Source organism: Streptococcus sp. HMSC34B10 (assembly GCF_001839505.1).
GTDB classification, from domain to species: domain Bacteria; phylum Bacillota; class Bacilli; order Lactobacillales; family Streptococcaceae; genus Streptococcus; species Streptococcus peroris.
This window is the reverse complement of the sequence record NZ_KV841548.1, coordinates 106,413-131,238: the sequence shown is the minus strand read 5'-3', so window position 1 is coordinate 131,238 and position 24,826 is coordinate 106,413. Positions and strand designations below refer to the sequence as shown.

The following is a 24,826-nucleotide window of genomic DNA, read 5'->3' as shown; positions in this document are numbered from 1 at the left end:
ATTTTACCTGTCTACTTGACAGGGGGCATATCAATCGTGGGTGCTTTTTTATGTTTAAATAATTGTACCCGGACAGTTATCGTTTTTTTATCTTGTCCTTAAGTCATTTCTGCCTTAAAATAAACATGTAGCTACCAATACAAGAAATGAGGAAGAAGAAATGACTGAAAATCGTTATGAATTAAATAAGAATTTGGCACAGATGCTTAAGGGTGGCGTCATCATGGATGTTCAAAACCCTGAACAAGCTCGTATTGCGGAGGCTGCTGGTGCAGCAGCTGTTATGGCCTTGGAGCGAATCCCAGCTGATATTCGTGCTGCTGGTGGTGTTTCCCGTATGAGTGATCCTAAGATGATCAAGGAAATCCAAGAAGCAGTTAGTATTCCAGTTATGGCAAAGGTTCGAATTGGGCATTTTGTCGAAGCCCAAATTTTAGAAGCCATCGAGATTGACTATATCGATGAAAGCGAAGTCTTGTCTCCAGCTGACGATCGTTTCCATGTGAACAAGAAAGAATTCCAAGTTCCTTTCGTTTGTGGTGCTAAAGACCTAGGAGAAGCCTTGCGTCGTATCGCTGAAGGGGCTTCTATGATCCGTACAAAAGGGGAACCAGGAACAGGAGATATCGTTCAGGCGGTTCGTCATATGCGCATGATGAATCAGGAAATCCGCCGCATTCAAAACTTACGTGAGGATGAGCTCTATGTCGCAGCAAAAGAATTACAGGTTCCTGTGGAATTAGTTCAATATGTTTATGAACATGGAAAATTGCCAGTCGTGAACTTTGCAGCAGGAGGTGTGGCAACACCAGCAGACGCTGCTCTTATGATGCAGCTAGGTGCAGAAGGTGTGTTTGTTGGCTCAGGGATTTTCAAGTCAGGTGATCCTGTCAAACGCGCAGCAGCCATTGTCAAAGCTGTCACCAATTATCAAAATCCTCACATTTTAGCTGAAATCTCAGAAGATTTAGGAGAAGCCATGGTTGGTATCAATGAGAATGAAATCCAAATTCTCATGGCTGAGAGAGGAAAATAGATGAAAATCGGAATATTGGCCTTACAAGGTGCCTTTGTGGAACATGAGAAAGTTCTTGCCAAACTAGGTGTCGAAAGTGTTGAACTGCGAAATCTAGAAGATTTTCAGCAATATAGAAGTAGTTTGTCTGGTCTTATCTTGCCCGGTGGGGAATCTACCACCATGGGCAAGCTTTTACGAGACCAGGATATGCTACTTCCCATTCGAGAAGCGATTCTATCTGGACTCCCTGTTTTTGGGACTTGCGCAGGTTTGATTTTGTTAGCAAAAGAGATTACCTCTCAGGAAGAGAGTCATATAGCGACTATGGACATAGTAGTCGAGCGCAATGCTTATGGGCGTCAGTTAGGAAGCTTTTATACGGAAGCAGATTGTAAAGGAGTCGGTAAGATTCCAATGACCTTTATCCGTGGTCCGATTATCAGTAGTGTTGGTGAGGATGTTGAAGTTCTAGCAATCGTGAACAATCAAATCGTTGCAGCACAGGAAAAGAATATGCTAGTGACTTCCTTTCATCCTGAATTGACTGATGATATTCGACTGCATGAGTATTTTATCAATATGTGTAACTAAAAAAAGAGGTTGGGGTTTTTCCCAACTTCTTTTTACATGTAATAAACAATAGCGATATATTGCAAAGCTGAAGCTGCTAGGATGAAGAGATGCCAAATCATGTGGAAGTATGGTTTCTTTTTAGCGTAAAATCCAGCACCAACTGTATAGCAAAGACCGCCTGACACCATAAGACTCCAGAACAATGGAGTTGTTTGACTGATGATTGCAGGTAAAATAGCTAAGACAAGCCATCCCATGATGAGGTAGAGGATGAGACTAAATTTTTCGTTTACCTTCTTGGCAAAGATTTTATAAAGAATACCGAAAATGGTCGTACCCCACTGGATGGCGATAATGAGATAACCAAACCAGTTATTCATCAAAGTCAATACAACAGGAGTATAAGATCCAGCAATGGCAACATAAATCATGGAATGGTCGATGATACGCAAAACGTATTTATGGGTTGAACCATAGGCCATAGAATGGTAAATAGTTGATGAAAGGAACATGAGAAAGAGGCTAATAACGAAAATCGAAACACCAATAGACGATAAGAAACCATGTGCCTCATAACTATAGGTTGATGAAATAGGAAGTAAGATGAGCATGATAACTGCTCCTACAGCGTGGGTGACACTGTTTGCAATTTCTTCCCCAAAACTAAGACGTTTACTAAGTTTTAAACTGGTATTCATGAGAGTTCCTCCTCTTGTACATTGGTCTCGATGAGTGATAAGGTTCGATGATAAAGTTTGACCGTTTGACAGCTCGTCAAAATGATGGGGCTGTTAGGGTCAATTTCTGCATTCATATAGTTTACAAAAGCATCATAGAGTGTTTCTGAGCTAGCTTCAACTTGAAGAGTGTTCAATGTTTGTGCAATCTCTTGAATTGAAAAAACTGATTTTAAGGTTGTAATAGCAATCAATCGAGCAATTTGCTGACGCTGGTATTTTTTCTTCTCGGGTTTTGTCAGATAACCATGTTTGACATAGTTATTGACCATAGATGCTGTTAGCCCTTTCTCTTTTTGAGAAAAGCTAGGAGCACAGACCTGATTAACATAAAGTAAGACTTGATCTAGATAGAGATCGATATTCGGTAGTTCTTCCCATTTGGGATAGGAAAAGGTTAAATTCATTTCTAACTCCCTTTCATCTAGTTTTAATAACTAGATTATAAAATATTAGAAATAATAAGTCAAGTTTCAAGTGCTTGTAGAAAGAACTAAATTGTGCTATGATGAGAGAAAATAGTATGAAATGAGGATAAATGATGGAGATTCGCTTAGCCTTTCCAAACGAAGTTGATGCAATTATGCAAGTGATTGAGGGAGCCAAGAAATGTTTGGCAGAAGCTGGTAGCACTCAGTGGCAAAACGGCTACCCAGATGCAGATACCATTATTGAAGATATCATCTCTGGTCAAGCTTATGTAGCCCTAGACGAAGGGGACCTCTTAGCCTATGCAGCAGTGACTAAGAGCCCAGAAAAAGCTTATGAAGCAATTTATGATGGCAACTGGGAGGGAAATGAAGCAGAATACTTAGTATTTCACCGTATTGCAGTTGCTAAAGATGCGCAAGGTCAAGGTGTTGCTCAGACCTTTTTAGAAGGCTTGATTGAAGGCTTCGATTACCTAGATTTTCGTTCAGATACGCACGCTAAAAACATAGCCATGCAGCATATCTTTGAAAAGCTTGGTTTTAAACAAGTTGGTAAAGTTCCAGTAGACGGGGAACGCTTGGCCTATCAAAAATTAAAATCAAATGTCTAAGAAGTATGCAAAGATGCTGTACAAGTCTCCGATTGGCCCACTATCTCTGGTAGCAGATGACCACTATTTGTTTGGGATATGGATTGAAGAAAAGAGCGATTTTGAGAAGGGATTATCTGAAAATGATGTAACTGTTGTTGAAAGTCATCCCATTTTAAATCAAATTACTTCCTATTTAGAGACTTATTTTAAGGAGCAAGATCAAGACTTATCTGGATTACCTTTAGCTCCTGTCGGTAGTGACTTTGAAAAAAGAGTCTGGAACTACTTGCGAGGAATTCCTTTTGGCCAGACTGTTACTTATGGGCAAATAGCTAAGGACTTGCAGGTGGCTTCTGCTCAAGCAGTCGGAGGAGCAGTAGGTCGCAATCCCTGGTCTATCCTTGTACCTTGTCACCGTGTGCTAGGTGCTGGAGGATGTCTGACAGGCTATGCTTGGGGACTCGAAAAGAAGGCTTGGCTCTTGAGGCATGAAGGTGCAAGTTATCAAGAAAATAAAAAATAGAAAGAGAAAAAATGTTAGAATTTATCGAATATCCAAAATGTACAACTTGTAAAAAAGCAAAGAAAGAATTAGATCAACTTGGACTTGAATACAAAGACGTTCATATCGTTGAAGAAACTCCAAGTGAAAAGGTCATTTTAAACTGGCTCGAAACTTCAGGATATGAATTGAAGCAATTTTTCAATACTAGTGGAATCAAATATCGTGAACTCGGATTGAAAGATAAGATTGGAACATTGTCAAACAAAGAAGCAGCCAAACTTTTGGCCAGTGATGGTATGCTGTTAAAACGTCCAATACTAGTTGAAAATGGTCTTGTAAAACAAATTGGTTACCGTCAAACTTACGATAAGTTGGACTTGAATTAGTTTTTTTCTATCTCTTCGATAGGTAAAATATATGACCTCTCACTTTTAAAGTATGATAAACTAGAAGTTAGATGAAATCTGATATGCTCGTAGCAAATATTTTTAATTAGGGGCGAAGTATGATAGAATGAATCATTATCTTGAGAGGATGTTTCTATGAATGTTACAACGATTTTAGCATCTGATTGGTATCAAAATTTGATGCAATATATCCCAGATGGCAAACTTTTTAGTTGGCGTTCGGTTTTTGATGGGATTCCAAGAATTGTACAGCAATTACCTACAACATTGATGTTAACGGTATTTGGTGCCTTTTTTGGTATCATGCTAGCCCTAATCTTTGCTATCGTTAAAATCAACAGAGTTAGATTTATATACCCATTACAAGCCTTTTTTGTTAGTTTCCTAAAAGGAACCCCAATTTTAGTTCAACTGATGTTGACCTATTACGGGATTCCACTAGCTTTGAAAGCCTTGAATCAACAATGGGGAACTTCTCTGAACATTAATGCCATTCCAGCAGCAACATTTGCGATTGTGGCTTTTGCTTTTAACGAGGCAGCCTATGCCAGCGAAACTCTTCGTGCGGCAATTCTTTCTGTAAATCCTGGGGAGATAGAGGCTGCCCGTAGTCTTGGTATGACACGTGCACAAGTTTACCGTCGTGTGATTATTCCCAATGCAGCAGTAGTTGCAACACCAACCTTGATTAACTCCCTCATTGGCTTGACCAAGGGAACTTCCCTAGCCTTTAGTGCAGGGGTTGTAGAAGTCTTTGCCCAAGCTCAGATATTGGGTGGTGCGGACTATCGTTACTTTGAACGTTTTATCTCAGTTGCCCTTGTCTACTGGGTGGTAAATATCGTTATTGAAAATCTTGGCCGTTTCATTGAAAGAAAAATGGCTATTACAGCACCAGATAATGTTGAGACAGATGTGAAAGGAGAGCTTCGCTAATGATTAAAATTTCAAATTTAAGCAAATCCTTTTCAGGTCAAACTGTTTTAGATCATCTGAATTTAGATATTCAAAAGGGAGAGGTTGTTGCCTTAATTGGTTCGTCAGGGGCTGGGAAATCAACTTTTCTTCGTAGCCTAAACTATCTAGAAACTCCTGATAGTGGAAGTATTCAGATTGATGATTTCAAAGTTGATTTTTCTCAAATTACGCAAGACGAAATTCTAACTCTTCGTCGCAAACTATCGATGGTTTTCCAACAGTTTAATTTATTTGAGCGTAGAACAGCGCTAGACAATGTTAAAGAAGGCTTGGTGGTAGTTAAAAAACTATCAGACGAAGAAGCGACTAAGATTGCCAAAGTAGAGTTGGCTAAGGTTGGGCTTTCTGATCGTGAACAGCATTATCCGCGTCACTTGTCAGGAGGACAAAAACAACGGGTCGCAATAGCGCGTGCTCTAGCCATGAAACCAGACGTCTTACTCTTGGATGAACCAACTTCAGCACTTGATCCAGAATTGGTTGGTGAGGTAGAAAGATCGATTGCAAATGCTGCAAAATCAGGTCAAACCATGGTTTTGGTTAGTCACGATATGTCATTTGTTGCTCAAGTTGCGGATAAGGTTTTATTTTTGGATAAAGGAAAGATTATTGAATCTGGAACACCGGATGAGATCATCAACCATCCAAAAGAAGAACGAACAAAAGAGTTCTTTGCTAGTTACAAACGGACCTATATTTGATATAATAGAAGATAAGAAAAACTCAGTTGGCTAAGCTAACTGGGTTTGCTCTTTAAAAATAATAGAAATGAGAGAGATCATGCTAGTTCAGCTATTTGCTTTGTATTTAGAGAGTTTGGTTTTGACGATTTTACTAGTCTTGGTTGTCTTAGGGATTTGGATTGGTTTTAGAGCCCTGTCAGGTGTCGATAAAACTGCCAAGGAGCGTCAGGCTCATCTCTATGATATGATTATGATCGGAGTCTTAATAATTCCAGTATTGTCTTTTGCGACCATGAGCATCTTGTTGGTTCTCAAGGCATAATAGTTGTCAAATAGGATTTTATCCGTTAGAATAAGAATAGTTACAACAAGAAAGAAGGAAATAGAATGTACGATACGATTATTATCGGTGCAGGTCCTGCTGGGATGACTGCAGCCTTGTATGCAGCTCGCAGCAATCTCAAAGTAGCTTTGATTGAAGGTGGTCTTCCTGGCGGTCAGATGAACAACACTTCTGACATTGAAAACTATCCAGGTTATGCTAACATTAGTGGACCTGAATTAGCAGAAAAGATGTTTGAACCTCTTGAAAATCTAGGTGTTGAACATCTCTATGGCTTTGTAGAAAATATTGAGGACCATGGTGATGTTAAGAAAGTAATCACAGTCGATCAAGAATTTGAAACTCGCACAGTTATCGTAGCGACTGGTTCAAAACATCGCCTCTTAGGAGTTCCAGGAGAAGAAGAACTCAATAGCCGTGGTGTTTCTTACTGTGCGGTTTGTGATGGAGCCTTTTTCCGTGACCAAGATTTGTTGGTTGTAGGTGGAGGAGATTCGGCTGTTGAAGAAGCAATCTTCTTAACACAGTTTGCCAAAACTGTAACCATCGTTCACCGTCGTGATGAACTTCGTGCCCAAAAAGTCTTGCAAGACCGCGCCTTTGCTAATGATAAAATCAACTTCATTTGGGATTCTGTAGTTAGAGAAATCAAGGGTGAAAATCGTGTCGAGTCAGTTGTCATTGAAAATGTCAAGTCTGGTCAAGTGACTGAACATGCCTTTGGTGGTGTCTTCATCTATGTTGGTTTAGACCCTGTTAGCGATTTCACAAAAGATTTGCACATTCAAGATCAGGCTGGTTGGATTGTGACAGATGATCACATGAAGACAAGTGTTGCAGGTGTCTTTGCAGTTGGAGATGTTCGTCAAAAAGACCTTCGCCAAGTCACAACAGCAGTTGGAGATGGCGCTATTGCAGGTCAAGAAGCTTATAAATATATTACTGAACACAGTTAAAAAAGTTTCCAATCATTCGATTGGAAACTTTTTATTAGAGTCGATTTCGAAAAACTTCATACATAAGAATAGCAGTGGCGACACTGGCATTGAGACTCTGTACGTGTCCATTCATGGGAATGGTGATCATCTCATCCACTTGCTTCTTGATATTGCTAGAAATTCCCTTTCCTTCATTTCCGATAATGAGAGCGATTTTTCCACTTGTATTCCATTTATGGCAAGGAGTTCCGTTCATGTCGGTCCCAAAAATCCAGAAACCTTCATCCTTAAGTTTGTCCAAGGTTTGGCTTAGATTGGTTACGCGGGCAATGGGAACGTGCTCGATAGCACCTGTTGCAGTTTTAGCAACTACGGGCGTTACCCCAACAGAACGATGTTTTGGTATAATGACGCCTGAAACATTAGTTGCATCTGCTGTTCTCAAGATAGAACCGAGATTATGAGGGTCTGTCAAACCATCAAGAATCAGTAGTAGTGGGTTTTCTTCTTGACGTGTCTTTGCAAGGATTTGATCAAGTTCACTGTAGGCAAATTCAGAAACGCGCAAGACGAAACCTTGGTGGACAGCACCATCAGTCATTTCAGAGAGAGATTTTTTGGAAGTCCAAGAGATAGATACTTTCTTTTCAGTAGCTAGTTCTTTCACTTTTTCTACATTTTTTCCTCGTAAATCATCTTGGAGATAAAGTTTGTTTCCAGTATTTGCTAAAAGGGCTTCTGTAACGGCATGGACACCGTAGACAATATCGTTAGTTTTCATGCATTTATTATAACATAAAAATCCCGTCATTTAACGGGATTTTCTTTATTCTAGGATGAGGAGACCATCTTTTATTTCAAATGGATCTTTCTCATTGATACGATCGTAAAACATAACGCCATTTGTATGGTCGATTTCATGTTGGACGACGATAGAATTATAACCTTTTAGTTTGATACGGTGCTTTTCTCCATCCTTGTCAAAATATTCGACTGTCACGCGGGCATGGCGGATAACATAGCCTGGCACTTCTCGATCAACGGATAAGCAACCTTCACCCTCTGCAAGAGCAGCATCTTGAACAGAATGCGATACGATTTTTGGATTATACATCACTGCCTGCATGCTATATGCTTCTGTAGGTGTTTCTCCCTCTTCTACAATATTGGGTACTAGGACAGCAATGATTCGTTTTGAGATATCAAGTTGTGGTGCTGCAAGACCAACCCCTCCGCGAAGGCCCATTTTTTCAGCTGTAACCGGGTCTTGAGAATTTTTAAGAAATTGCAACATCTTTTCACCCAAGATAATCTCTTGATCACTCAAGGGGAAACTGACTTCTTCAGCAAGTGCTCGTAAAGTAGGATTTCCTTCTCGAATAATATCCTTCATATCAATTAAATGCGCAGGTTTTGTAATACGTTCTATAGCAGACATGTTCTCTCTCCTTTTCTTACTCCTACATGATAACACAAAACAGATGAGAAAGAAAGTCACAGAAGTTGATAAAAATAATATAATAAAAGGAAATAACCTTTTGTCTGTGGTATAATAAGGTAAAGAAGTTTACTTGAAAAAACAAGGAGAAAAGGGATGGAAAAGCGTAGCATTCGAAATCAAAATAGTTCTTTATTACGAGTTGTTAGAAAAACGGTCCGATTTTTCAGAAACTATCGTCATTGGAACAATAGAACCTTTATTGTGGTTTTATTAGCTTCGGTAGCTGTTTCGATTTCATTTACTTTATTAGTGGAAGGTGCTAGAGGGATTACTTTAAACAGTAGAGATACGAGTGCTAATAATCAACAGTTAAATTCTCAAGAAAAGAATGCTGGGTCGGAGCAAGAAACAAGTGCTCGAATTATGGCAAATGGTGATTTGCTTTATCATGATATCGTCTACATTTCTGCTAAAAAGGCAGATGGGACTTATGATTTCCATGAAAATTTTGAATATGTGAAACCTTGGCTTAAGCAAGCGGACCTAGTGCTTGGAGATTTTGAAGGAACCGTAAATAAAGACCACTATCTTGCAGGATATCCTTTGTTTAATGCCCCAGGTGAAGTTATGGATGCTATAAAAGATGCAGGTTACCAAGTATTAGACTTGGCTCACAACCATATCTTGGATTCTCAGATCGAAGGTGTGGTTTCAACAGCTGATGCTATTGAAAAAGCAGGAATGACACCTGTTGGAGTCTATACTCACGAACCACGAGATAAAGCACCTATCGTCATCAAGGAAGTCAATGGTATTAAAGTTGCTATTTTAGCCTATTCCTATGGTTTTAACGGCATTGAACAAAACATTTCTAAAGAGGATTATAATCGTTATCTTTCAGACTTGGATGAAGATAAAATGAAGGCTGAAATCGAGAGGGCTGAAAAAGAAGCAGATATCACTGTCATTATGCCTCAGATGGGAGTTGAGTATCAAATTGAGCCTACTGAGGAGCAAAAGAAACTTTACCATAAGATGATCGATTGGGGAGCAGATATTATCTTTGGAGGTCACCCTCATGTTGTTGAGCCTGCTGAAACGGTTGAAAAAGACGGTGATAAAAAGCTTATTATTTACTCTATGGGAAATTTCATCTCAAATCAACGGATTGAAACCATGCAGGATGTTGAAACTGCTAAGTGGACGGAACGTGGAGTTCTCATGGATGTGACCATTAAGAAGAAATCTGGTAAAACGACTATCGAAACTGCCAAAGCTCATCCTACCTGGGTTAGTCGTACTCCAAAGGGAGGCTATTCTCCAGAAGGTTATCCACTCTACCTATACCAAACTTATATTTTGGAAGACTTTATAGAAGGCGGGAAATATCGCAGTCAACTTGACGAGGCTACCAAGGAACGAATTGATACAGCTTATAAAGAAATGAATGAGCATGTAGGTTTGAATTGGTAGTGACTGAAAGTGAGAAGGAAGTTATGGATATTAAAGTCATTGCGACGGATATGGATGGCACCTTGTTAGATTCGAGAGGTCAACTAGATCTTCCACGACTAGAAAAAATTTTAAATCGGCTCGATCAACGTGGTGTTCGTTTTGTCATTGCAACTGGAAATGAAGTTCATCGTATGCGTCAATTATTGGGTCATTTAGCAGAGAGAGTCGTTTTGGTAGTTGCTAATGGTGCTCGTATATTTGAACACAATAAATTGCTTCAAGCACAAACTTGGGATGATGCCATGGTTGATAGGGTTTTGGGACATTTTAAAGGAAGAGAATGCCAGGACCAGTTTGTCGTAACGGGCATGAATGGTGGCTTTGTTAAGAAAGGTACTATTTTTACAGAACTAGATAAATTTATGACTCCGGAGATGATTGAGAAGCTCTATCAACGAATGAATTTTGTTAATGAATTTGACTCTAATCTCTTCGGTGGTGTTCTCAAGATGAGTATGGTAGTTGGTGAAGAACGATCCGATTCGGTTTTACAGGAAATTAATGACTTGTTTGATGGGCATGTGCGAGCTGTTTCCAGCGGTTATGGTTGTATTGATATCTTACAAGATGGGATTCATAAGGCGTGGGGCCTAGAAGAATTGCTCAAACGTTGGAATTTAAAACCTGAACAAATCATGGCCTTTGGTGATAGTGAAAATGACATTGAAATGTTAGAGTTGGCAGGTATTTCATATGCCATGAAAAATGCAGAAGATGCTGTTAAAGAAGTAGCTACAAAAATAGCCCCAGCCAACAGTCAGGCGGGTGTTTACCAAGTTTTAGAAAACTGGCTAGAAAAAGGAGAGTAACTTGGCAGTACAACTACTAGAAAATTGGCTTCTAAAAGAGCAAGAGAAAATCCAAACCAAGTATCGTGAACTCAATCAGATTTCTGTAATTGAACCCAATATCATTTTTATCGGTGATTCTATTGTTGAGTATTATCCCTTGCAGGAATTGCTAGGGACAACCAAGACCATTGTGAATCGAGGGATTCGAGGTTATCAGACTGGACTTTTACTAGATAATCTGGATACTCACCTCTATGGTGATGCGGTGGATCAGATTGTTCTTTTGATTGGGACAAATGACATTGGAAAAGATGTTCCAATGACGGAAACACTAAACAATCTTGAGAGCGTGATTCAAAGTATTTCTCGTGAATATCCGCTGTCACAAATAAAGCTAGTTTCTATCTTACCGGTCAATGAGAGTGAGAACTTCAAACAGACTGTTTACATTCGTACTAATGAGAAAATCAAGGCCTGGAACCAAGCCTATCAAGAGCTAGCTTCAGCCTATATGCAGGTAGAATATGTGTCTGTTTTTGAGAAATTACTTGATCAGGAAGGACAGCTCAAGGAGGGGTACACAACAGATGGGCTTCACCTCAGTGTTTCTGGCTATCAGGCCCTATCAGATGTCTTGAAAACTAGTCTTTTCTAGCTATCTACTTGCTTTTTTGCTTTTTTCACCTAGATAAGGTATAATATCTTTATAGTCTTTGGGGTCGTTACGGATTCGACAGGCATTATGAGGCATATTTTGCGACTCGTGTGGCGACGTAAACGCTCAGTTAAATATAACTGCAAAAAATAACACTTCTTACGCTCTAGCTGCCTAAACACCAGCAGGCGTGACCCGATTTTGATTTCTCGTGTCTGATGATGGGTCTTATTATTAGCGAGATACGATCAAGCTTTGTCTAGCAGTTTGGTAAGAGATTTATAGACTCGCAGTTCCTAGGCTTGAGTTATGTGTCGAGGGATTGTTAAAACAATACATAACCTATGGTTGTAGACAAATATGTTAGCAGGTGTTTGGACGTGGGTTCGACTCCCACCGGCTCCATTGATAATTTACATTGTTTTGTAAATCTTTCTAAAACGTTGTTTTTACAACGTTTTTTATTTTATTCTTTGGTATTCTTTTGCAAAAAAAGAATACAACATTTTGTTGTATCCTAAATATTAAATCAAGTCCTGAATTTTCTTAAGTTTTTATCATATTTTCTGTTATAATTAAGGTGCCTTAAGAAAAATATTAAGGTGCCTTAAGAAAAATAATGAAAAAACTAAATGTTTTTCATATAGTTTTCATTGTTTTAATAGTTTAAAGTCAATCTTATTTTTCTCTAATAGAAAATAATGAAAAAGTAGGTTTAGAAAGAGGTAAGTATCTATGTCTTCTCATAAAAAAGTGTCACTCTCTGAGATTAATCAATCTATCGATACTCCAAATAACAATCATTTCTGGCAAAATTTAAAGGCCTTTTTAGGTCCGGGTGCTCTTGTGGCAGTCGGTTATATGGATCCAGGAAACTGGATTACCAGTGTAGTCGGAGGGGCTTCCTATAAGTATAGTCTTTTGTTTGTCATCCTAATTTCGTCTCTCATTGCGATGCAACTTCAACAGATGGCAGGAAAACTCGGGATTGTAACCCAGATGGATTTAGCTCAAGCAACAGCTCATCATTCACCAAAATGGCTTCGATATAGTCTATGGGTGATTTTGGAATTGGCCTTGATGGCGACAGACTTAGCAGAAGTTCTAGGTTCCGCGATTGCTCTCAATCTTCTCTTTAAGATTCCGATTATGATTGCAATTCTGTTGACGGTTCTGGATGTCTTTCTTTTATTGCTCTTAATGAAATTTGGCTTTAAGAAGATAGAAGCTATTGTTACAACACTGATTTTAACGATTCTGGTAATCTTTGCTTATCTGGTAGCAATATCACATCCAAGCTTTCAAGGAATTGCTGAAGGTTATTTACCAACATCCACTTTATTTGAAAGTCCAACACCTGGACATGAAAGTCAATTAACGTTAGCTCTGGGGATTGTAGGGGCTACTGTTATGCCACATAACCTTTATTTACATTCTTCCTTGTCTCAGACTCGCAAAATCAATCACAAGGATAAGAATGATGTTCGTAAAGGTGTTCGCTTTATGACTTGGGATTCAAATCTTCAGTTATCTTTGGCATTTGTTGTCAACTCCCTTCTGTTGATTTTAGGAGCAGCACTCTTTTTTGGCCATGCATCTGATATTTCTGCTTTTTCTCAAATGTATAATGCATTGAAGGATTCTACCATTGCTGGAGCTATAGCTAGTTCAACTTTGTCTACTTTGTTTGCTTTGGCCTTATTAGCTAGCGGTCAGAATTCTACTATCACAGGTACCTTGACAGGACAAATCGTTATGGAAGGTTTCTTACATATGAGATTGCCACAGTGGTTTATTCGCTTGGCGACTCGTCTCTTTGCCTTGCTACCTGTCATAATAGTGGCAATTCTGTTTGGTCATCAGGAAAAAACTTTGGATCAGTTATTGGTTTATTCACAGGTATTTCTCTCTATAGCTCTTCCATTTTCAATATTCCCTCTGATTTATCTAACCTCAAAAAAATCACTAATGGGAGAATTTACCAATGCTAAGTGGAATACTGTCATTGGTTATATCGTTTCCATTATCTTAACCATCCTCAATGTGAAGTTGCTATTTGATATGTTTTAAGAAGTGCATTCTAGTTCTATTACTAACATATAAGAAAACAGATACCCAAGAAATCTTGGGTATCTGTTTTTGAATATAAACGGAAGACATGGGATTCGAACCCACGCACGCTGTTACACGCCTACCGCGTTTCCAACACGGCCTCTTAAGCCTCTTGAGTAATCTTCCAATGGTTACTAACCTAGTCTACCATAAAGCCTTCTTTCTTGCAAATATATTTGAAGATGAAGGAATTTTGATAGAAAATGAAAGAAAATGACAAAAAATACTTGACTTTGATTTTGTTTGTGATAAAATAATTAATGTAATCGCTAACAGGAGGTAGGATAGTGCTAAAAAGCGAAAGAAAAAAGCTGATTTTAGAAGAATTGAAACAGCACAAAGTCGTTTCTCTAGAGAAATTAGTAGGTTTGTTAAACACTTCTGAGTCAACGGTTAGACGAGATTTAGACGAATTGGAATCTAAAAATAAACTTCGACGAGTACATGGAGGAGCTGAGTTGCCATACTCCCTACAAGAAGAAGAAACCATTCAAGAAAAATCTGTCAAAAACCTTCAAGAGAAAAGGTTGATTGCTCAAAAAGCATCTTCCCTCATCAAAGAAAAAGATGTTATCTTTGTGGATGCAGGAAGTACGACAGCCTTTCTCATTAAGGAATTAGACCGAAAAGACATTACAGTGGTAACCAATTCCATTCACCATGCGGTTCAATTAGTGGATAAGCAAATCCCTACAGTCATCATTGGTGGTGGTGTTAAGATGACAACTGATGCCAGTATCGGAGGAGTAGCGCTCAACCAAATTAACCAACTGCACTTTGATCGTGCCTTTATTGGAATGAATGGTGTAGATGAAGGTTATTATACAACTCCGGATATGGAGGAAGGAGCGGTCAAGCGAGCTATTTTAGAGAATGCTAAACAAGCCTATGTCTTGGTAGATTCATCCAAGATCGGTCAGTCTTGTTTTGCTAAGGTAGCTCCTATAAAACGTGCTATTGTCATTACAAGCAAGGGTCACGAGCTCCTGTCAGCTATCAAAGAGAAAACGGAGGTAATAGAAGTATGATTTATACAGTCACACTCAATCCATCTATAGACTACATTGTCCGTTTGGACAAAGTTGAAGTTGGTAGTGTCAATCGTATGGATAGTGATGATAAGTTTGCTGGTGGTAAGGGAATCAACGTTAGCCGTGTCTTAAAGCGTTTGGAATTTTCAAATACAGCGACAGGTTTCATCGGAGGCTTTACTGGTAAGTTTATCACAGATACTTTGGCTGAAGAGCACATTGAGACACGCTTTGTTCAAGTAACAGAAGATACGCGTATCAATGTGAAAATAAAAGCCGACCAAGAAACTGAAATCAATGGGACAGGCCCTAATGTTGAGCCCGAACAACTTGAAGAGTTAAAAGCCATTCTTTCAAGTCTGACAGCAGAAGATACAGTTGTCTTTGCGGGTTCGAGTGCTAAAAACTTGGGTAATGTTATTTACAAAGAATTAATTGCTTTGACGCGTCAGACAGGTGCTCAAGTAGTCTGTGACTTTGAAGGTCAGACCTTAATCGATAGTTTGGATTATCAACCACTTTTGGTGAAGCCAAACAATCATGAACTTGGAGCTATCTTTGGAGTGAAGCTTGAAAGCTTAGATGAGATAGAAAAATACGCTCGAGAGCTGTTGGCTAAAGGTGCTCAAAACGTGATCATCTCTATGGCTGGTGATGGAGCCCTATTGGTAACATCTGATGGAGCATACTTTGCTAAACCAATCAAGGGAACAGTGAAAAACTCAGTTGGTGCTGGTGACTCTATGGTTGCTGGATTTACGGGTGAGTTTGTCAAATCAAAAGACGCAGTAGAAGCCTTCAAATGGGGGGTAGCTTGCGGAACAGCAACCACTTTCTCGGATGACTTAGCAACTGCAGCATTTATTAAAGAGACTTATGAAAAAGTTGAGGTAGAAAAACTATGAAAATTCAAGATTTATTGAGAAAAGATGTCATGTTGCTTGATTTGCAAGCAACAGAAAAAACAGCAGTCATCGAGGAGATGATTCATAGCTTGGTTGATCATGGCTATGTAACAGATTTTGAAACCTTTAAAGAAGGAATTTTGGCGCGTGAAGCTTTGACTTCTACAGGTTTGGGTGATGGTATCGCTATGCCACATAGCAAAAACGCTGCTGTTAAGGAAGTGACTGTTCTCTTTGCTAAGTCAAACAAGGGTGTTGACTACGAAAGCTTGGATGGGCAACCAACTGACCTCTTCTTTATGATTGCTGCTCCAGAAGGCGCAAACGATACTCACTTGGCTGCCTTGGCAGAACTGTCACAATATTTGATGAAAGACGGCTTTGCTGACAAACTTCGTCAAGTAACATCAGCTGATCAAGTCATTGAACTCTTTGACCAAGCTTCAGAAAAAGCTGAAGAACCAGTTCAAGCTCCTGTAAATGAATCTGGTGACTTTATCGTAGCAGTTACAGCTTGTACAACAGGGATTGCCCACACTTATATGGCTCAAGAAGCTCTTCAAAAAGTGGCAGCTGAAATGGGTGTTGGTATTAAGGTTGAAACCAACGGTGCTAGTGGTGTTGGCAACCAATTGACAGCAGAAGATATCCGAAATGCTAAAGCGGTAATCATTGCTGCAGACAAGGCAGTTGAGATGGATCGCTTTGACGGTAAACCGTTGGTGAATCGTCCAGTAGCAGACGGTATTCGTAAGACTGAAGAGTTGATTAACTTGGCCCTTTCTGGGAATGCTGAAGTTTATCATGCTGCTAATGGAGCAAAAGCTTCAACTGCATCTAACGAAAAACAAAGTGTCGGTGGTGCTTTCTACAAACACTTGATGAGTGGTGTATCTCAAATGTTGCCATTCGTTATCGGTGGTGGTATCATGATTGCCCTTGCCTTCTTGATTGATGGGGCTATGGGTGTACCAAATGATAGCCTTGGAAATCTTGGATCTTACCATGAACTAGCTTCTATGTTCATGAAAATTGGTGGGGCAGCCTTTGGTTTGATGTTGCCAGTGTTTGCAGGATATGTTGCTTACTCAATCGCTGAAAAACCAGGCTTGGTAGCAGGTTTCGTAGCTGGAGTTATTGCCAAAGAAGGTTTTGCCTTTGGTAAAATCCCTTATGCTCAAGGTGGTGAAGCAACTTCAGCTCTTGCAGGTGTATCATCAGGTTTCCTTGGAGCTCTTGTTGGTGGATTTATCGCTGGTGCTTTAGTTCTCTTGGTTAAGAAATATGTGAAGGTTCCTCGCTCACTTGAAGGTGCTAAATCAATCCTTCTCTTACCACTACTTGGAACAATCTTGACAGGATTTGTTATGCTGGCTGTAAATATCCCAATGGCAGCAATCAATACTGGTATGAATAACTTCCTTGGTGGTCTTGGTGGAGGTTCCGCTGTTCTTCTAGGTCTTGTTCTTGGAGGAATGATGGCGGTCGATATGGGTGGTCCTGTCAATAAAGCAGCATATGTCTTTGGTACTGGTACTCTTGCCGCAACAGTGTCAACAGGTGGTTCAGTAGCCATGGCAGCAGTAATGGCTGGAGGAATGGTTCCACCACTTGCAATCTTTGTTGCTACTCTTCTCTTTAAAAATAAATTCACAAAAGAAGAACGTAACTCTGGTTTGACGAACATCGTTATGGGCTTGTCATTCATCACTGAAGGAGCGATTCCATTTGGTGCAGCAGACCCAGCTCGTGCTATCCCAAGTTTTATCCTTGGTTCAGCAATTACAGGTGGACTCGTTGGTCTTGCAAATATCAAACTCATGGCTCCTCACGGAGGAATCTTCGTTATCGCCCTTACTTCAAATGCCCTTCTTTACCTTGCCTCTGTCTTGGTAGGAGCACTTGTTAGTGGTGTAGTTTATGGTTACCTTCGTAAACCATTAGACAAATAATAGAAAAACATTCAAATGACTGAACACGAAAGTGGACGGTCATTTTTTTAACCTCTCGAAAAGTTCATGAAATATGGTATAATAGAAGCATGGCAAACAAGAATACAAATAAATCAAGACGGAGACCGTCTAAAGCAGAATTAGAAAGAAAACAAGCGATTCAACGAATGTTGATTTCCTTAGCTTTGGCTATTTGTTTAATTTTTGCAGCTCTCAAATGGGGAGTTGTTGGAATTACTGTTTATAACCTGATTCGCTTACTCGTGGGGAGTTTAGCTTATCTGGCTATTTTCTCTCTTTTAATCTATCTATTTTTATTTAAATGGATTCATAAGCAGGAAGGCTTGTTAGCAGGTTTCTTCTTTATTTTTGCAGGTTTACTCCTCATTTTTCAAGCTTATCTGGTCTGGAAGTTTAGCATGGCAAACGCTGTTTTACAAGGGACAGCTGGACAAATCGTTAAAGATTTAACCAGCTTTCAAGTGACTAGCTTTGCTGGTGGAGGTTTGATAGGGGTTATACTCTACATTCCAGTAGCCTTTCTGTTCTCAAACATCGGTACCTATTTCATCGGGACAATCTTAATCCTAATCGGAGCCCTTTTAATGAGTCCATGGTCAATCTACGATATCGCTGATTTTATTGCTGCTCGATTTGCAATTTGGATGGAGCGACACGAACAGAAAAAACAAGAACGATTTATCAAACGTGAAGAAGAAAAGGCAAGAAGAGAATCTGAAGAACAAGCAAGGCTTGAGAAAGAAAAAGAAGAACAGGCTTTGCTTGACATAACGCCTGTAGATATGGAAACTGGAGAAATTTTATCAGACGAACCACTGCAAGAATTTCCTCCACTTCCAGAGGAGGAATGGGTAGAACCTGAGATTATTCTCCCTCAAGCTGATTTTGAATATCCTGAAGAAGTCGGTATTCCAGAGGAAGATGTTTTTCCAGAAGAAGAAGATGAAGAGGTAGAGGTTGATTTTTCTGCTAAAAAGGCCTTGGAGTATAAGCTTCCAAGCTTGCAACTCTTTGCACCTGATAAACCAAAAGATCAGTCTAAAGAAAAGAAAATCGTTCGGGAGAATATCAAGATTTTGGAAGAAACCTTCGCAAGTTTTGCTATTAAAGTAACGGTTGAAAGAGCAGAAATCGGTCCGTCGGTGACCAAGTATGAGGTTAAACCTGCAGTTGGTGTCCGTGTCAACCGTATTTCAAACCTAGCAGACGATTTAGCTTTGGCTTTGGCTGCTAAAGATGTCCGTATCGAAGCACCGATTCCTGGGAAATCCTTGGTCGGTATCGAAGTTCCTAACTCAGAAATTGCAACTGTATCCTTCCGCGAACTTTGGGAACAGTCGCAAACAAAACCTGAAAATCTTTTAGAAATTCCTCTTGGGAAAGCTGTCAATGGTACAGCAAGAACCTTTGACCTTTCTAAAATGCCTCACTTGTTAGTAGCAGGTTCTACTGGTTCTGGTAAGTCTGTTGCGGTTAACGGAATCATCGCAAGTATTCTCATGAAGGCTCGTCCTGACCAGGTTAAGTTTATGATGGTGGACCCTAAGATGGTTGAGCTTTCAGTATACAACGATATCCCTCATCTCTTGATTCCGGTTGTGACCAACCCTCGTAAGGCCAGCAAGGCCCTTCAAAAAGTTGTTGATGAGATGGAAAACCGCTATGAACTTTTCGCCAAAGTCGGAGTTCGAAATATTGCTGGTTTTAACGCTAAGGTTGAAGAATTTAACGCTCAATCAGAATACAAGCAAGTTCCGCTTCCATTTATCGTTGTGATTGTGGATGAGTTGGCAGATTTGATGATGGTTGCTAGCAAGGAAGTAGAAGATGCCATTATCCGACTTGGACAAAAGGCGCGTGCAGCTGGTATTCACATGATTCTTGCAACCCAACGGCCGTCGGTTGATGTTATTTCTGGTTTGATCAAGGCAAATGTGCCTTCTCGTGTAGCCTTTGCTGTATCTTCTGGAACGGACTCACGTACGATATTGGATGAAAATGGTGCTGAGAAATTACTCGGTCGAGGAGATATGCTCTTTAAGCCAATTGATGAAAATCATCCTGTTCGTCTCCAAGGTTCCTTTATTTCAGATGATGATGTTGAACGTATCGTAAACTTCATCAAGGCTCAAGCAGACGCTGATTATGATGAAAGCTTTGACCCAGGAGAAGTGTCTGAGACAGAAGGTGATTTTGGTTCTAGCGATGATGCCGGAGATCCACTTTTTGAAGAAGCGAAAGCTCTTGTCATCGAGACACAAAAAGCAAGTGCATCCATGATTCAACGCCGACTATCAGTCGGATTTAATCGAGCAACTCGCCTGATGGAAGAATTAGAGATGGCTGGAGTTATTGGTCCTGCTGAAGGAACAAAACCTCGAAAAGTCTTGCAACAGTAAATCAATACAAATAACTTATGTCAAAATGAGTCAGTTATTTAATAAACATATAAAAAAAAGCAAACAAGTGAATTTCTCGCTAGTTTGCTTTTTATGATTTTTTAGCTTGTTTTGGTATGTTCCTAATCTTTGTAATTGTTAGGACTTTTAAAAATTAAGGATTCTTGTTATTTGAAGCTGCGGTAGTCGGTGTTGTATCTGTTTTAGGGGCTTGGTTATTTGAAGATGAGGTGACAGGCTGTTCAGACTTGTTATTGTTGTCCTCTTTTTTATTGTCTTCTTGATTGTTAGCAGGTTGAGTATCTTCTTTAGCTTTGACAGGATTTTCTTCGTTATTTACCCTTGTGTCTGTTCGAGATTCATTTTTTCCCTCTCTAATGATGGTTGTTTGCTGAGTATTAGGAGTTGGTTCCTTTTTATTTTTATCCATAGCACTCATAATAGTGATACTGGCAGTGATTAAGCCTAAAATACTCCCTAGAGTTGCAATGGTTTTTTGAAAAACAGTGAATCCTTTTTTGATGTGTTCGGTTTTGGGTTTTGAACTTCTTCGATAGTTAGACATAATTTCTCTCCTTTGTCATGATAGATTATACTAAAAATCTTTAAAAAAAACTTAAATGAACCTGAATTGCCTTTCTTGTCGCCTGAACTGTTTCGTGTTACAATAGAAGAAGTGATTTTAGAAAGCGTGAGAAACCATGATTTACTTTGATAATTCGGCTACGACCAAACCTTATCCAGAAGCACTTGAAACCTATATGCAGGTGTCTGCAAAAATTATTGGAAATCCTTCTAGCCTTCACCGTTTGGGAGACCAGTCTACCAGAATCTTAGAGGCATCTCGTCATCAGATAGCAGATTTGATTGGTAAGAAAAGTGAAGAAATCTTCTTTACTTCTGGTGGAACTGAAGGAGATAACTGGGTTATCAAAGGGGTTGCATTTGAAAAAGCACAATTTGGGAAACACATTATTGTGTCTGCTATTGAGCATCCAGCAGTCAAGGAATCAGCCCTTTGGTTGAAGACTCAAGGGTTTGAAGTGGATTTTGCACCAGTCGATGAAAAGGGATTTGTAGATGTAGAGGCTTTAGCAGGTTTACTTCGACCTGATACGACGCTTGTTTCTATCATGGCAGTCAACAATGAAATTGGCTCAATCCAACCCATCCAAGCTATTTCAGAAATTTTAGCGGATAAACCAACCATTTCTTTCCATGTAGATGCTGTTCAGGCCTTGGCCAAGATTCCTACAGAAAAATATTTAACTGACCGAGTGGATTTTGCGACCTTCTCGAGTCATAAGTTTCACGGAGTTCGTGGTGTTGGCTTTGTCTATATCAAGTCTGGAAAGAAAATTACACCGCTTTTAACTGGTGGTGGGCAAGAGCGTGACTATCGTTCAACAACTGAGAATGTAGCAGGTATTGCTGCGACAGCCAAGGCTCTGCGTTTGGCTATGGAGAGACTCGACTTGTTTGCTAGCAAAACGAGTCAGATGAAAGAAATCATCCGTCAAGCCCTTCTTGATTATCCTGATATTTTTGTCTTTTCAGGTGAAGAGGACTTTGCGCCTCATATTTTAACCTTTGGGATTAAGGGAGTTCGTGGGGAAGTCATTGTTCACGCATTTGAAGACTATGATATTTTTATCTCCACAACCTCTGCTTGCTCGTCCAAGGCAGGAAAACCTGCTGGTACCTTGATTGCTATGGGAATCGAAAAGGATAAAGCCCAGTCAGCAGTTCGACTTAGTATGGATCTAGAAAATGACATGAGCCAGGTTGAGCAATTTTTGACCAAGTTGAAATTAATTTACAATCAAACTAGAAAAGTAAGATAGGAGTATTCATGCAATATTCAGAAATTATGATTCGCTACGGGGAACTTTCAACCAAAGGTAAAAACCGTATGCGTTTCATCAATAAACTTCGTAATAATATCTCAGACGTTTTATCTATCTATCCTCAAGTCAAAGTGACTGCGGACCGTGACCGTGCTCACGCTTATCTGAATGGGGCAAATTATGAGCCGGTGGCAGAGTCTCTCAAGCAAGTTTTCGGGATTCAAAACTTTTCTCCAGTATATAAGGTTGAAAAATCCGTAGAAGTTCTTAAATCTGCTGTTCAAGAGATTATGAAGGACATCTACAAGGAAGGGATGACCTTTAAAATCTCAAGTAAGCGTAGCGACCACAACTTTGAGCTAGATAGTCGAGAACTCAATCAGACACTTGGTGGAGCAGTATTTGAAGCTATTCCAAATGTGCAGGCACAAATGAAAAATCCTGATATTAACCTTCAGGTGGAGGTTCGCGAAGAAGCAGCCTACCTTTCATATGAAACCATTCGTGGTGCAGGTGGTTTGCCTGTCGGAACTTCAGGGAAAGGGATGCTCATGTTATCAGGGGGAATTGATTCTCCTGTAGCTGGTTACCTAGCTCTGAAACGTGGGGTAGATATCGAGGCTGTCCACTTTGCTAGCCCTCCATACACAAGCCCAGGTGCCCTCAAGAAGGCCCAAGACTTGACTCGTAAATTGACTAAGTTCGGAGGAAATATCCAATTTATCGAGGTTCCCTTCACGGAGATTCAAGAAGAGATCAAGGCTAAAGCGCCAGAAGCCTATCTGATGACACTGACTCGTCGCTTTATGATGCGCATTACAGACCGTATCCGTGAGGTCCGAAATGGTTTGGTTATCATCAATGGTGAAAGTCTTGGTCAGGTGGCTAGCCAAACCCTTGAAAGCATGCAGGCCATCAACGCAGTGACCAACACACCAATTATTCGTCCAGTTGTGACTATGGATAAACTAGAAATCATTGATATTGCACAAGAAATTGATACCTTTGAAATTTCTATCCAACCATTTGAAGATTGTTGCACGATTTTTGCACCTGATCGTCCCAAAACAAATCCAAAGATTAAGAATGCTGAACAGTATGAAACACGTATGGACGTTGAAGGATTAGTTGAGCGAGCAGTAGCGGGAATCATGATTACTGAGATTACACCGCAAGCAGAGAAGGATGCGGTTGATGAACTAATTGACGACCTCCTCTAATCAGAAAAACCAGAGGAAAAGATAGAATAAGTAAAAAAAGTTAGTTTATTGTCCTAAATTTGGACGGGAACTGACTTTTTTTCTATTTTTATGATATAATTAGGTAAAATTTTGAATATAGAGAGTTTTCTGACAATGAATCAATCTTATTTTTATTTAAAAATGCGAGAGCATAAATTGGTGGTTCCCTACACAGGTAAGGAGCGCCGCGTACGTGTTCTCCTCCCTAAAAACTATGAGAAAGATACGGATAGAAGTTACCCAGTCGTGTATTTCCATGATGGACAAAACGTCTTTTATAGTAAGGAATCCTACGTCGGCCATTCCTGGAAGATTATCCCAGCTATCAAGCGAAATCCGGATATCAGTCGCATGATTATCGTGGCCATTGACAACGATGGACTTGGACGGATGAATGAGTATGCGGCTTGGAAATTTCAAGAGTCCAACATTCCTGGTCAACAATTTGGTGGTAAGGGAGTCGAGTATGCAGAGTTTGTAATGGAAGTAGTTAAGCCTTTTATCGATGAAAACTATCGGACAAAATCAGACCGTAAACACACTGCCATGATAGGATCTTCTCTGGGTGGGAATATTACCCAGTTTATTGGTTTAGAATATCAAGATCAAATTGGTTGCCTGGGAGTTTTCTCATCTGCCAACTGGCTTCACCAAGAGGCTTTTGATCGCTATATTGAACGTAAAAAGCTTTTGCCTGACCAACGAATCTTTATCTATGTTGGAACGGAAGAAGCAGATGACACAGATAAGACCCTAATGGCTGGCAATATCAAGCAGGCCTATATTGATTCTTCTCTTCGTTATTATCATGATTTGATAGCAGGAGGGGTACGGTTAGAAAATCTCTCTCTCAAGGTTCAGGCTGGAGCCATTCACCATGAAGTGCCCTGGTCAGAAAATCTACCAGCTTGCCTACGTTTTTTTGCAGAAAATTGGTAAATAGTAAAAAGGAGACAGGATATGAATATTGAACATCTTAGCCACTGGAGTGGACATCTAAATCGTGAAATGTACGTAAACCGATATGGACATGCGGGTATCCCTATTGTAGTCTTCCCTTCTTCAGGTGGTAGCCACAATGAATACTATGATTTTGGCATGATTGATGCTTGTTCGTCCTTTATCGAGGAAGGCCGTGTCCAGTTCTTTACACTTTCAAGTGTCGATAGCGAGAGCTGGCTTGCGACATGGAAAAACGGTCATGACCAAGCTGAAATGCACCGCGCCTATGAACGATATGTGATTGAAGAAGCCATTCCTTTTATCAAGCATAAGACAGGTTGGTTCGACGGTATGATGGCGACAGGATGCTCCATGGGAGCTTACCATGCTCTCAACTTTTTCCTACAACACCCGGATGTTTTCACGAAAGTAATTGCTCTTAGCGGTGTTTATGATGCACGTTTCTTCGTTGGAGATTACTACAATGACGATGCCATCTATCAAAATTCACCAGTAGATTATATCTGGAATCAAAATGATGGCTGGTTTATCGACCGTTATCGTCAGGCTGAGATTGTCATCTGTACTGGGCTAGGCGCTTGGGAACACGACGGCCTTCCATCTTATTACAAGATGAAAGAAGCCTTTGATCAAAAACAAATCCCTGCTTGGTTTGCAGAGTGGGGATACGATGTCGCTCATGACTGGGAGTGGTGGCGCAAACAAATGCCTTATTTCCTTGGTCACATGAGTCTATAAAAGGAGTCG

At 39.9% G+C, this 24,826-nt stretch carries 26 protein-coding genes, 1 tRNA gene and 1 other RNA gene; 22 read left to right on the top strand and 6 right to left on the bottom strand.

All coding sequences use genetic code 11. The features are described 5' to 3' along the window. The first annotated feature begins 160 nt into the window (after positions 1-160). Together pdxS and pdxT are read left to right on the top strand one after the other, a co-directional pair. Positions 161-1,036: a pyridoxal 5'-phosphate synthase lyase subunit PdxS gene (gene pdxS / locus HMPREF3237_RS02635; RefSeq protein WP_006145848.1), complete on the top strand. Its 876-nt coding sequence runs from the start codon at positions 161-163 to the stop codon at positions 1,034-1,036. Further along, positions 1,037-1,609, top strand: coding sequence for a pyridoxal 5'-phosphate synthase glutaminase subunit PdxT (gene pdxT / locus HMPREF3237_RS02630; RefSeq protein WP_006145847.1), 573 nt, complete (start codon positions 1,037-1,039; stop codon positions 1,607-1,609). A 32-nt stretch (positions 1,610-1,641) separates the two neighbouring features. Here the strand turns inward: pdxT and HMPREF3237_RS02625 are convergent, their stop codons facing one another. Together HMPREF3237_RS02625 and HMPREF3237_RS02620 are read right to left on the bottom strand one after the other, a co-directional pair. After that, entirely contained in the window at positions 1,642-2,289 is a 648-nt protein-coding gene (locus HMPREF3237_RS02625; RefSeq protein ID WP_006145846.1) for a PAQR family membrane homeostasis protein TrhA, read from the bottom strand. Further along, complete coding sequence (locus tag HMPREF3237_RS02620) at positions 2,286-2,735, bottom strand: DUF1836 domain-containing protein (protein ID WP_006145845.1); 450 nt, start codon at positions 2,733-2,735, stop codon at positions 2,286-2,288. The genes HMPREF3237_RS02625 and HMPREF3237_RS02620 overlap by 4 nt, the downstream gene beginning before the upstream one ends. A gap of 134 nt (positions 2,736-2,869) precedes the next feature. Here HMPREF3237_RS02620 and HMPREF3237_RS02615 point away from each other — a divergent pair, with 134 nt between their 5' ends. The 7 genes from HMPREF3237_RS02615 to trxB all read left to right on the top strand — a co-directional run bounded on the left by HMPREF3237_RS02615 (position 2,870) and on the right by trxB (position 7,224). After that, entirely contained in the window at positions 2,870-3,370 is a 501-nt protein-coding gene (locus HMPREF3237_RS02615) for a GNAT family N-acetyltransferase (RefSeq protein WP_025168714.1), read from the top strand. Continuing rightward, on the top strand, positions 3,363-3,875 hold the full coding sequence (locus tag HMPREF3237_RS02610) for a methylated-DNA--[protein]-cysteine S-methyltransferase (protein WP_006145843.1): 513 nt from the start codon (positions 3,363-3,365) through the stop codon (positions 3,873-3,875). Before HMPREF3237_RS02615 ends, HMPREF3237_RS02610 begins: the two co-directional genes overlap by 8 nt. Before the next feature lie 11 nt (positions 3,876-3,886). Beyond that, complete coding sequence (locus HMPREF3237_RS02605; protein WP_070888731.1) at positions 3,887-4,243, top strand: Spx/MgsR family RNA polymerase-binding regulatory protein; 357 nt, start codon at positions 3,887-3,889, stop codon at positions 4,241-4,243. 156 nt (positions 4,244-4,399) lie between these two features. Then, positions 4,400-5,200: an amino acid ABC transporter permease gene (locus HMPREF3237_RS02600; RefSeq protein WP_004253929.1), complete on the top strand. Its 801-nt coding sequence runs from the start codon at positions 4,400-4,402 to the stop codon at positions 5,198-5,200. Continuing rightward, complete coding sequence (locus HMPREF3237_RS02595; protein WP_006145839.1) at positions 5,200-5,943, top strand: amino acid ABC transporter ATP-binding protein; 744 nt, start codon at positions 5,200-5,202, stop codon at positions 5,941-5,943. The genes HMPREF3237_RS02600 and HMPREF3237_RS02595 overlap by 1 nt, the downstream gene beginning before the upstream one ends. 79 nt (positions 5,944-6,022) lie before the next feature. Next, positions 6,023-6,247, top strand: coding sequence for a DUF4059 family protein (locus HMPREF3237_RS02590; RefSeq protein ID WP_025168713.1), 225 nt, complete (start codon positions 6,023-6,025; stop codon positions 6,245-6,247). Between the two features lie 65 nt (positions 6,248-6,312). Beyond that, a complete protein-coding gene (trxB, locus tag HMPREF3237_RS02585; RefSeq protein ID WP_070888730.1) occupies positions 6,313-7,224 on the top strand; it encodes a thioredoxin-disulfide reductase in 912 nt (303 codons plus the stop codon). A gap of 34 nt (positions 7,225-7,258) precedes the next feature. Here trxB and rlmB read toward each other — a convergent pair whose 3' ends face one another. Both rlmB and def read right to left on the bottom strand, forming a co-directional pair. Further along, positions 7,259-7,987: a 23S rRNA (guanosine(2251)-2'-O)-methyltransferase RlmB gene (gene rlmB, locus HMPREF3237_RS02580; RefSeq protein ID WP_070888735.1), complete on the bottom strand. Its 729-nt coding sequence runs from the start codon at positions 7,985-7,987 to the stop codon at positions 7,259-7,261. Positions 7,988-8,032: 45 nt separating this feature from the next. Further along, positions 8,033-8,644, bottom strand: coding sequence for a peptide deformylase (def, locus tag HMPREF3237_RS02575; protein WP_006145830.1), 612 nt, complete (start codon positions 8,642-8,644; stop codon positions 8,033-8,035). Between the two features lie 156 nt (positions 8,645-8,800). On the opposite strand from def, the gene HMPREF3237_RS08740 reads away from it, so the two are divergent. From HMPREF3237_RS08740 to HMPREF3237_RS02545, 5 genes are all read left to right on the top strand, one after another. Beyond that, the gene (locus tag HMPREF3237_RS08740; RefSeq protein ID WP_083327662.1) at positions 8,801-10,120 is read left to right on the top strand and encodes a CapA family protein; all 1,320 of its coding nucleotides are present in this window, start codon (positions 8,801-8,803) and stop codon (positions 10,118-10,120) included. Positions 10,121-10,143: 23 nt separating this feature from the next. After that, complete coding sequence (locus HMPREF3237_RS02560; RefSeq protein ID WP_070888729.1) at positions 10,144-10,971, top strand: HAD family hydrolase; 828 nt, start codon at positions 10,144-10,146, stop codon at positions 10,969-10,971. Position 10,972: 1 nt separating this feature from the next. Further along, positions 10,973-11,608 (top strand): SGNH/GDSL hydrolase family protein, encoded by a 636-nt coding sequence (locus tag HMPREF3237_RS02555; RefSeq protein ID WP_070888728.1) that lies wholly within the window; start codon positions 10,973-10,975, stop codon positions 11,606-11,608. A 60-nt stretch (positions 11,609-11,668) separates the two neighbouring features. Continuing rightward, positions 11,669-12,016: a transfer-messenger RNA gene (ssrA, locus tag HMPREF3237_RS02550) on the top strand. Between the two features lie 327 nt (positions 12,017-12,343). Further along, on the top strand, positions 12,344-13,678 hold the full coding sequence (locus HMPREF3237_RS02545) for an Nramp family divalent metal transporter (protein WP_070888727.1): 1,335 nt from the start codon (positions 12,344-12,346) through the stop codon (positions 13,676-13,678). An 80-nt stretch (positions 13,679-13,758) separates the two neighbouring features. Here HMPREF3237_RS02545 and HMPREF3237_RS02540 read toward each other — a convergent pair. Beyond that, positions 13,759-13,846: transfer RNA gene (locus HMPREF3237_RS02540), tRNA-Ser, on the bottom strand. A gap of 161 nt (positions 13,847-14,007) precedes the next feature. On the opposite strand from HMPREF3237_RS02540, the gene HMPREF3237_RS02535 reads away from it, so the two are divergent. The 4 genes from HMPREF3237_RS02535 (at position 14,008) to HMPREF3237_RS02520 (ending at position 20,028) form a co-directional block, all read left to right on the top strand. Beyond that, on the top strand, positions 14,008-14,748 hold the full coding sequence (locus HMPREF3237_RS02535; protein WP_070888726.1) for a DeoR/GlpR family DNA-binding transcription regulator: 741 nt from the start codon (positions 14,008-14,010) through the stop codon (positions 14,746-14,748). Then, positions 14,745-15,656, top strand: a complete 912-nt coding sequence (pfkB, locus tag HMPREF3237_RS02530) for a 1-phosphofructokinase (RefSeq protein ID WP_070888725.1) — start codon at positions 14,745-14,747, stop codon at positions 15,654-15,656. The genes HMPREF3237_RS02535 and pfkB overlap by 4 nt, the downstream gene beginning before the upstream one ends. Next, complete coding sequence (locus HMPREF3237_RS02525) at positions 15,653-17,608, top strand: PTS fructose transporter subunit IIABC (protein WP_070888724.1); 1,956 nt, start codon at positions 15,653-15,655, stop codon at positions 17,606-17,608. The genes pfkB and HMPREF3237_RS02525 overlap by 4 nt, the downstream gene beginning before the upstream one ends. Before the next feature lie 89 nt (positions 17,609-17,697). After that, a complete protein-coding gene (locus HMPREF3237_RS02520; protein ID WP_083327661.1) occupies positions 17,698-20,028 on the top strand; it encodes an FtsK/SpoIIIE family DNA translocase in 2,331 nt (776 codons plus the stop codon). Positions 20,029-20,182: 154 nt separating this feature from the next. Here HMPREF3237_RS02520 and HMPREF3237_RS02515 read toward each other — a convergent pair whose 3' ends face one another. Then, positions 20,183-20,593, bottom strand: coding sequence for a DUF6556 family protein (locus HMPREF3237_RS02515; protein WP_006145821.1), 411 nt, complete (start codon positions 20,591-20,593; stop codon positions 20,183-20,185). A 136-nt stretch (positions 20,594-20,729) separates the two neighbouring features. On the opposite strand from HMPREF3237_RS02515, the gene HMPREF3237_RS02510 reads away from it, so the two are divergent. From HMPREF3237_RS02510 to HMPREF3237_RS02495, 4 genes are all read left to right on the top strand, one after another. Further along, the gene (locus tag HMPREF3237_RS02510; protein WP_070888723.1) at positions 20,730-21,872 is read left to right on the top strand and encodes a cysteine desulfurase family protein; all 1,143 of its coding nucleotides are present in this window, start codon (positions 20,730-20,732) and stop codon (positions 21,870-21,872) included. An 8-nt stretch (positions 21,873-21,880) separates the two neighbouring features. Continuing rightward, on the top strand, positions 21,881-23,095 hold the full coding sequence (thiI, locus tag HMPREF3237_RS02505; protein WP_070888722.1) for a tRNA uracil 4-sulfurtransferase ThiI: 1,215 nt from the start codon (positions 21,881-21,883) through the stop codon (positions 23,093-23,095). Positions 23,096-23,230: 135 nt separating this feature from the next. Next, positions 23,231-24,055, top strand: coding sequence for an alpha/beta hydrolase (locus HMPREF3237_RS02500; protein WP_006150039.1), 825 nt, complete (start codon positions 23,231-23,233; stop codon positions 24,053-24,055). 21 nt (positions 24,056-24,076) lie between these two features. Continuing rightward, positions 24,077-24,817: an esterase family protein gene (locus tag HMPREF3237_RS02495; RefSeq protein ID WP_070888721.1), complete on the top strand. Its 741-nt coding sequence runs from the start codon at positions 24,077-24,079 to the stop codon at positions 24,815-24,817. Positions 24,818-24,826: the final 9 nt, after the last annotated feature.

What these genes read in the sequence shown, in the direction of transcription:
- def (WP_006145830.1), bottom strand. Translation starts at nt 8,644, where the DNA reads ATGTCTGCTATAGAACGTATTACAAAACCTGCGCATTTAATTGATATG.
- HMPREF3237_RS02625 (WP_006145846.1), bottom strand. Translation starts at nt 2,289, where the DNA reads ATGAATACCAGTTTAAAACTTAGTAAACGTCTTAGTTTTGGGGAAGAA.
- rlmB (WP_070888735.1), bottom strand. Translation starts at nt 7,987, where the DNA reads ATGAAAACTAACGATATTGTCTACGGTGTCCATGCCGTTACAGAAGCC.
- thiI (WP_070888722.1), top strand. Translation starts at nt 21,881, where the DNA reads ATGCAATATTCAGAAATTATGATTCGCTACGGGGAACTTTCAACCAAA.
- HMPREF3237_RS08740 (WP_083327662.1), top strand. Translation starts at nt 8,801, where the DNA reads ATGGAAAAGCGTAGCATTCGAAATCAAAATAGTTCTTTATTACGAGTT.
- HMPREF3237_RS02500 (WP_006150039.1), top strand. Translation starts at nt 23,231, where the DNA reads ATGAATCAATCTTATTTTTATTTAAAAATGCGAGAGCATAAATTGGTG.
- HMPREF3237_RS02590 (WP_025168713.1), top strand. Translation starts at nt 6,023, where the DNA reads ATGCTAGTTCAGCTATTTGCTTTGTATTTAGAGAGTTTGGTTTTGACG.
- pdxS (WP_006145848.1), top strand. Translation starts at nt 161, where the DNA reads ATGACTGAAAATCGTTATGAATTAAATAAGAATTTGGCACAGATGCTT.
- pdxT (WP_006145847.1), top strand. Translation starts at nt 1,037, where the DNA reads ATGAAAATCGGAATATTGGCCTTACAAGGTGCCTTTGTGGAACATGAG.
- HMPREF3237_RS02560 (WP_070888729.1), top strand. Translation starts at nt 10,144, where the DNA reads ATGGATATTAAAGTCATTGCGACGGATATGGATGGCACCTTGTTAGAT.
- HMPREF3237_RS02615 (WP_025168714.1), top strand. Translation starts at nt 2,870, where the DNA reads ATGGAGATTCGCTTAGCCTTTCCAAACGAAGTTGATGCAATTATGCAA.
- trxB (WP_070888730.1), top strand. Translation starts at nt 6,313, where the DNA reads ATGTACGATACGATTATTATCGGTGCAGGTCCTGCTGGGATGACTGCA.
- HMPREF3237_RS02520 (WP_083327661.1), top strand. Translation starts at nt 17,698, where the DNA reads ATGGCAAACAAGAATACAAATAAATCAAGACGGAGACCGTCTAAAGCA.
- HMPREF3237_RS02600 (WP_004253929.1), top strand. Translation starts at nt 4,400, where the DNA reads ATGAATGTTACAACGATTTTAGCATCTGATTGGTATCAAAATTTGATG.
- HMPREF3237_RS02515 (WP_006145821.1), bottom strand. Translation starts at nt 20,593, where the DNA reads ATGTCTAACTATCGAAGAAGTTCAAAACCCAAAACCGAACACATCAAA.
- HMPREF3237_RS02610 (WP_006145843.1), top strand. Translation starts at nt 3,363, where the DNA reads ATGTCTAAGAAGTATGCAAAGATGCTGTACAAGTCTCCGATTGGCCCA.
- HMPREF3237_RS02525 (WP_070888724.1), top strand. Translation starts at nt 15,653, where the DNA reads ATGAAAATTCAAGATTTATTGAGAAAAGATGTCATGTTGCTTGATTTG.
- pfkB (WP_070888725.1), top strand. Translation starts at nt 14,745, where the DNA reads ATGATTTATACAGTCACACTCAATCCATCTATAGACTACATTGTCCGT.
- HMPREF3237_RS02545 (WP_070888727.1), top strand. Translation starts at nt 12,344, where the DNA reads ATGTCTTCTCATAAAAAAGTGTCACTCTCTGAGATTAATCAATCTATC.
- HMPREF3237_RS02605 (WP_070888731.1), top strand. Translation starts at nt 3,887, where the DNA reads ATGTTAGAATTTATCGAATATCCAAAATGTACAACTTGTAAAAAAGCA.
- HMPREF3237_RS02595 (WP_006145839.1), top strand. Translation starts at nt 5,200, where the DNA reads ATGATTAAAATTTCAAATTTAAGCAAATCCTTTTCAGGTCAAACTGTT.
- HMPREF3237_RS02620 (WP_006145845.1), bottom strand. Translation starts at nt 2,735, where the DNA reads ATGAATTTAACCTTTTCCTATCCCAAATGGGAAGAACTACCGAATATC.
- HMPREF3237_RS02510 (WP_070888723.1), top strand. Translation starts at nt 20,730, where the DNA reads ATGATTTACTTTGATAATTCGGCTACGACCAAACCTTATCCAGAAGCA.
- HMPREF3237_RS02495 (WP_070888721.1), top strand. Translation starts at nt 24,077, where the DNA reads ATGAATATTGAACATCTTAGCCACTGGAGTGGACATCTAAATCGTGAA.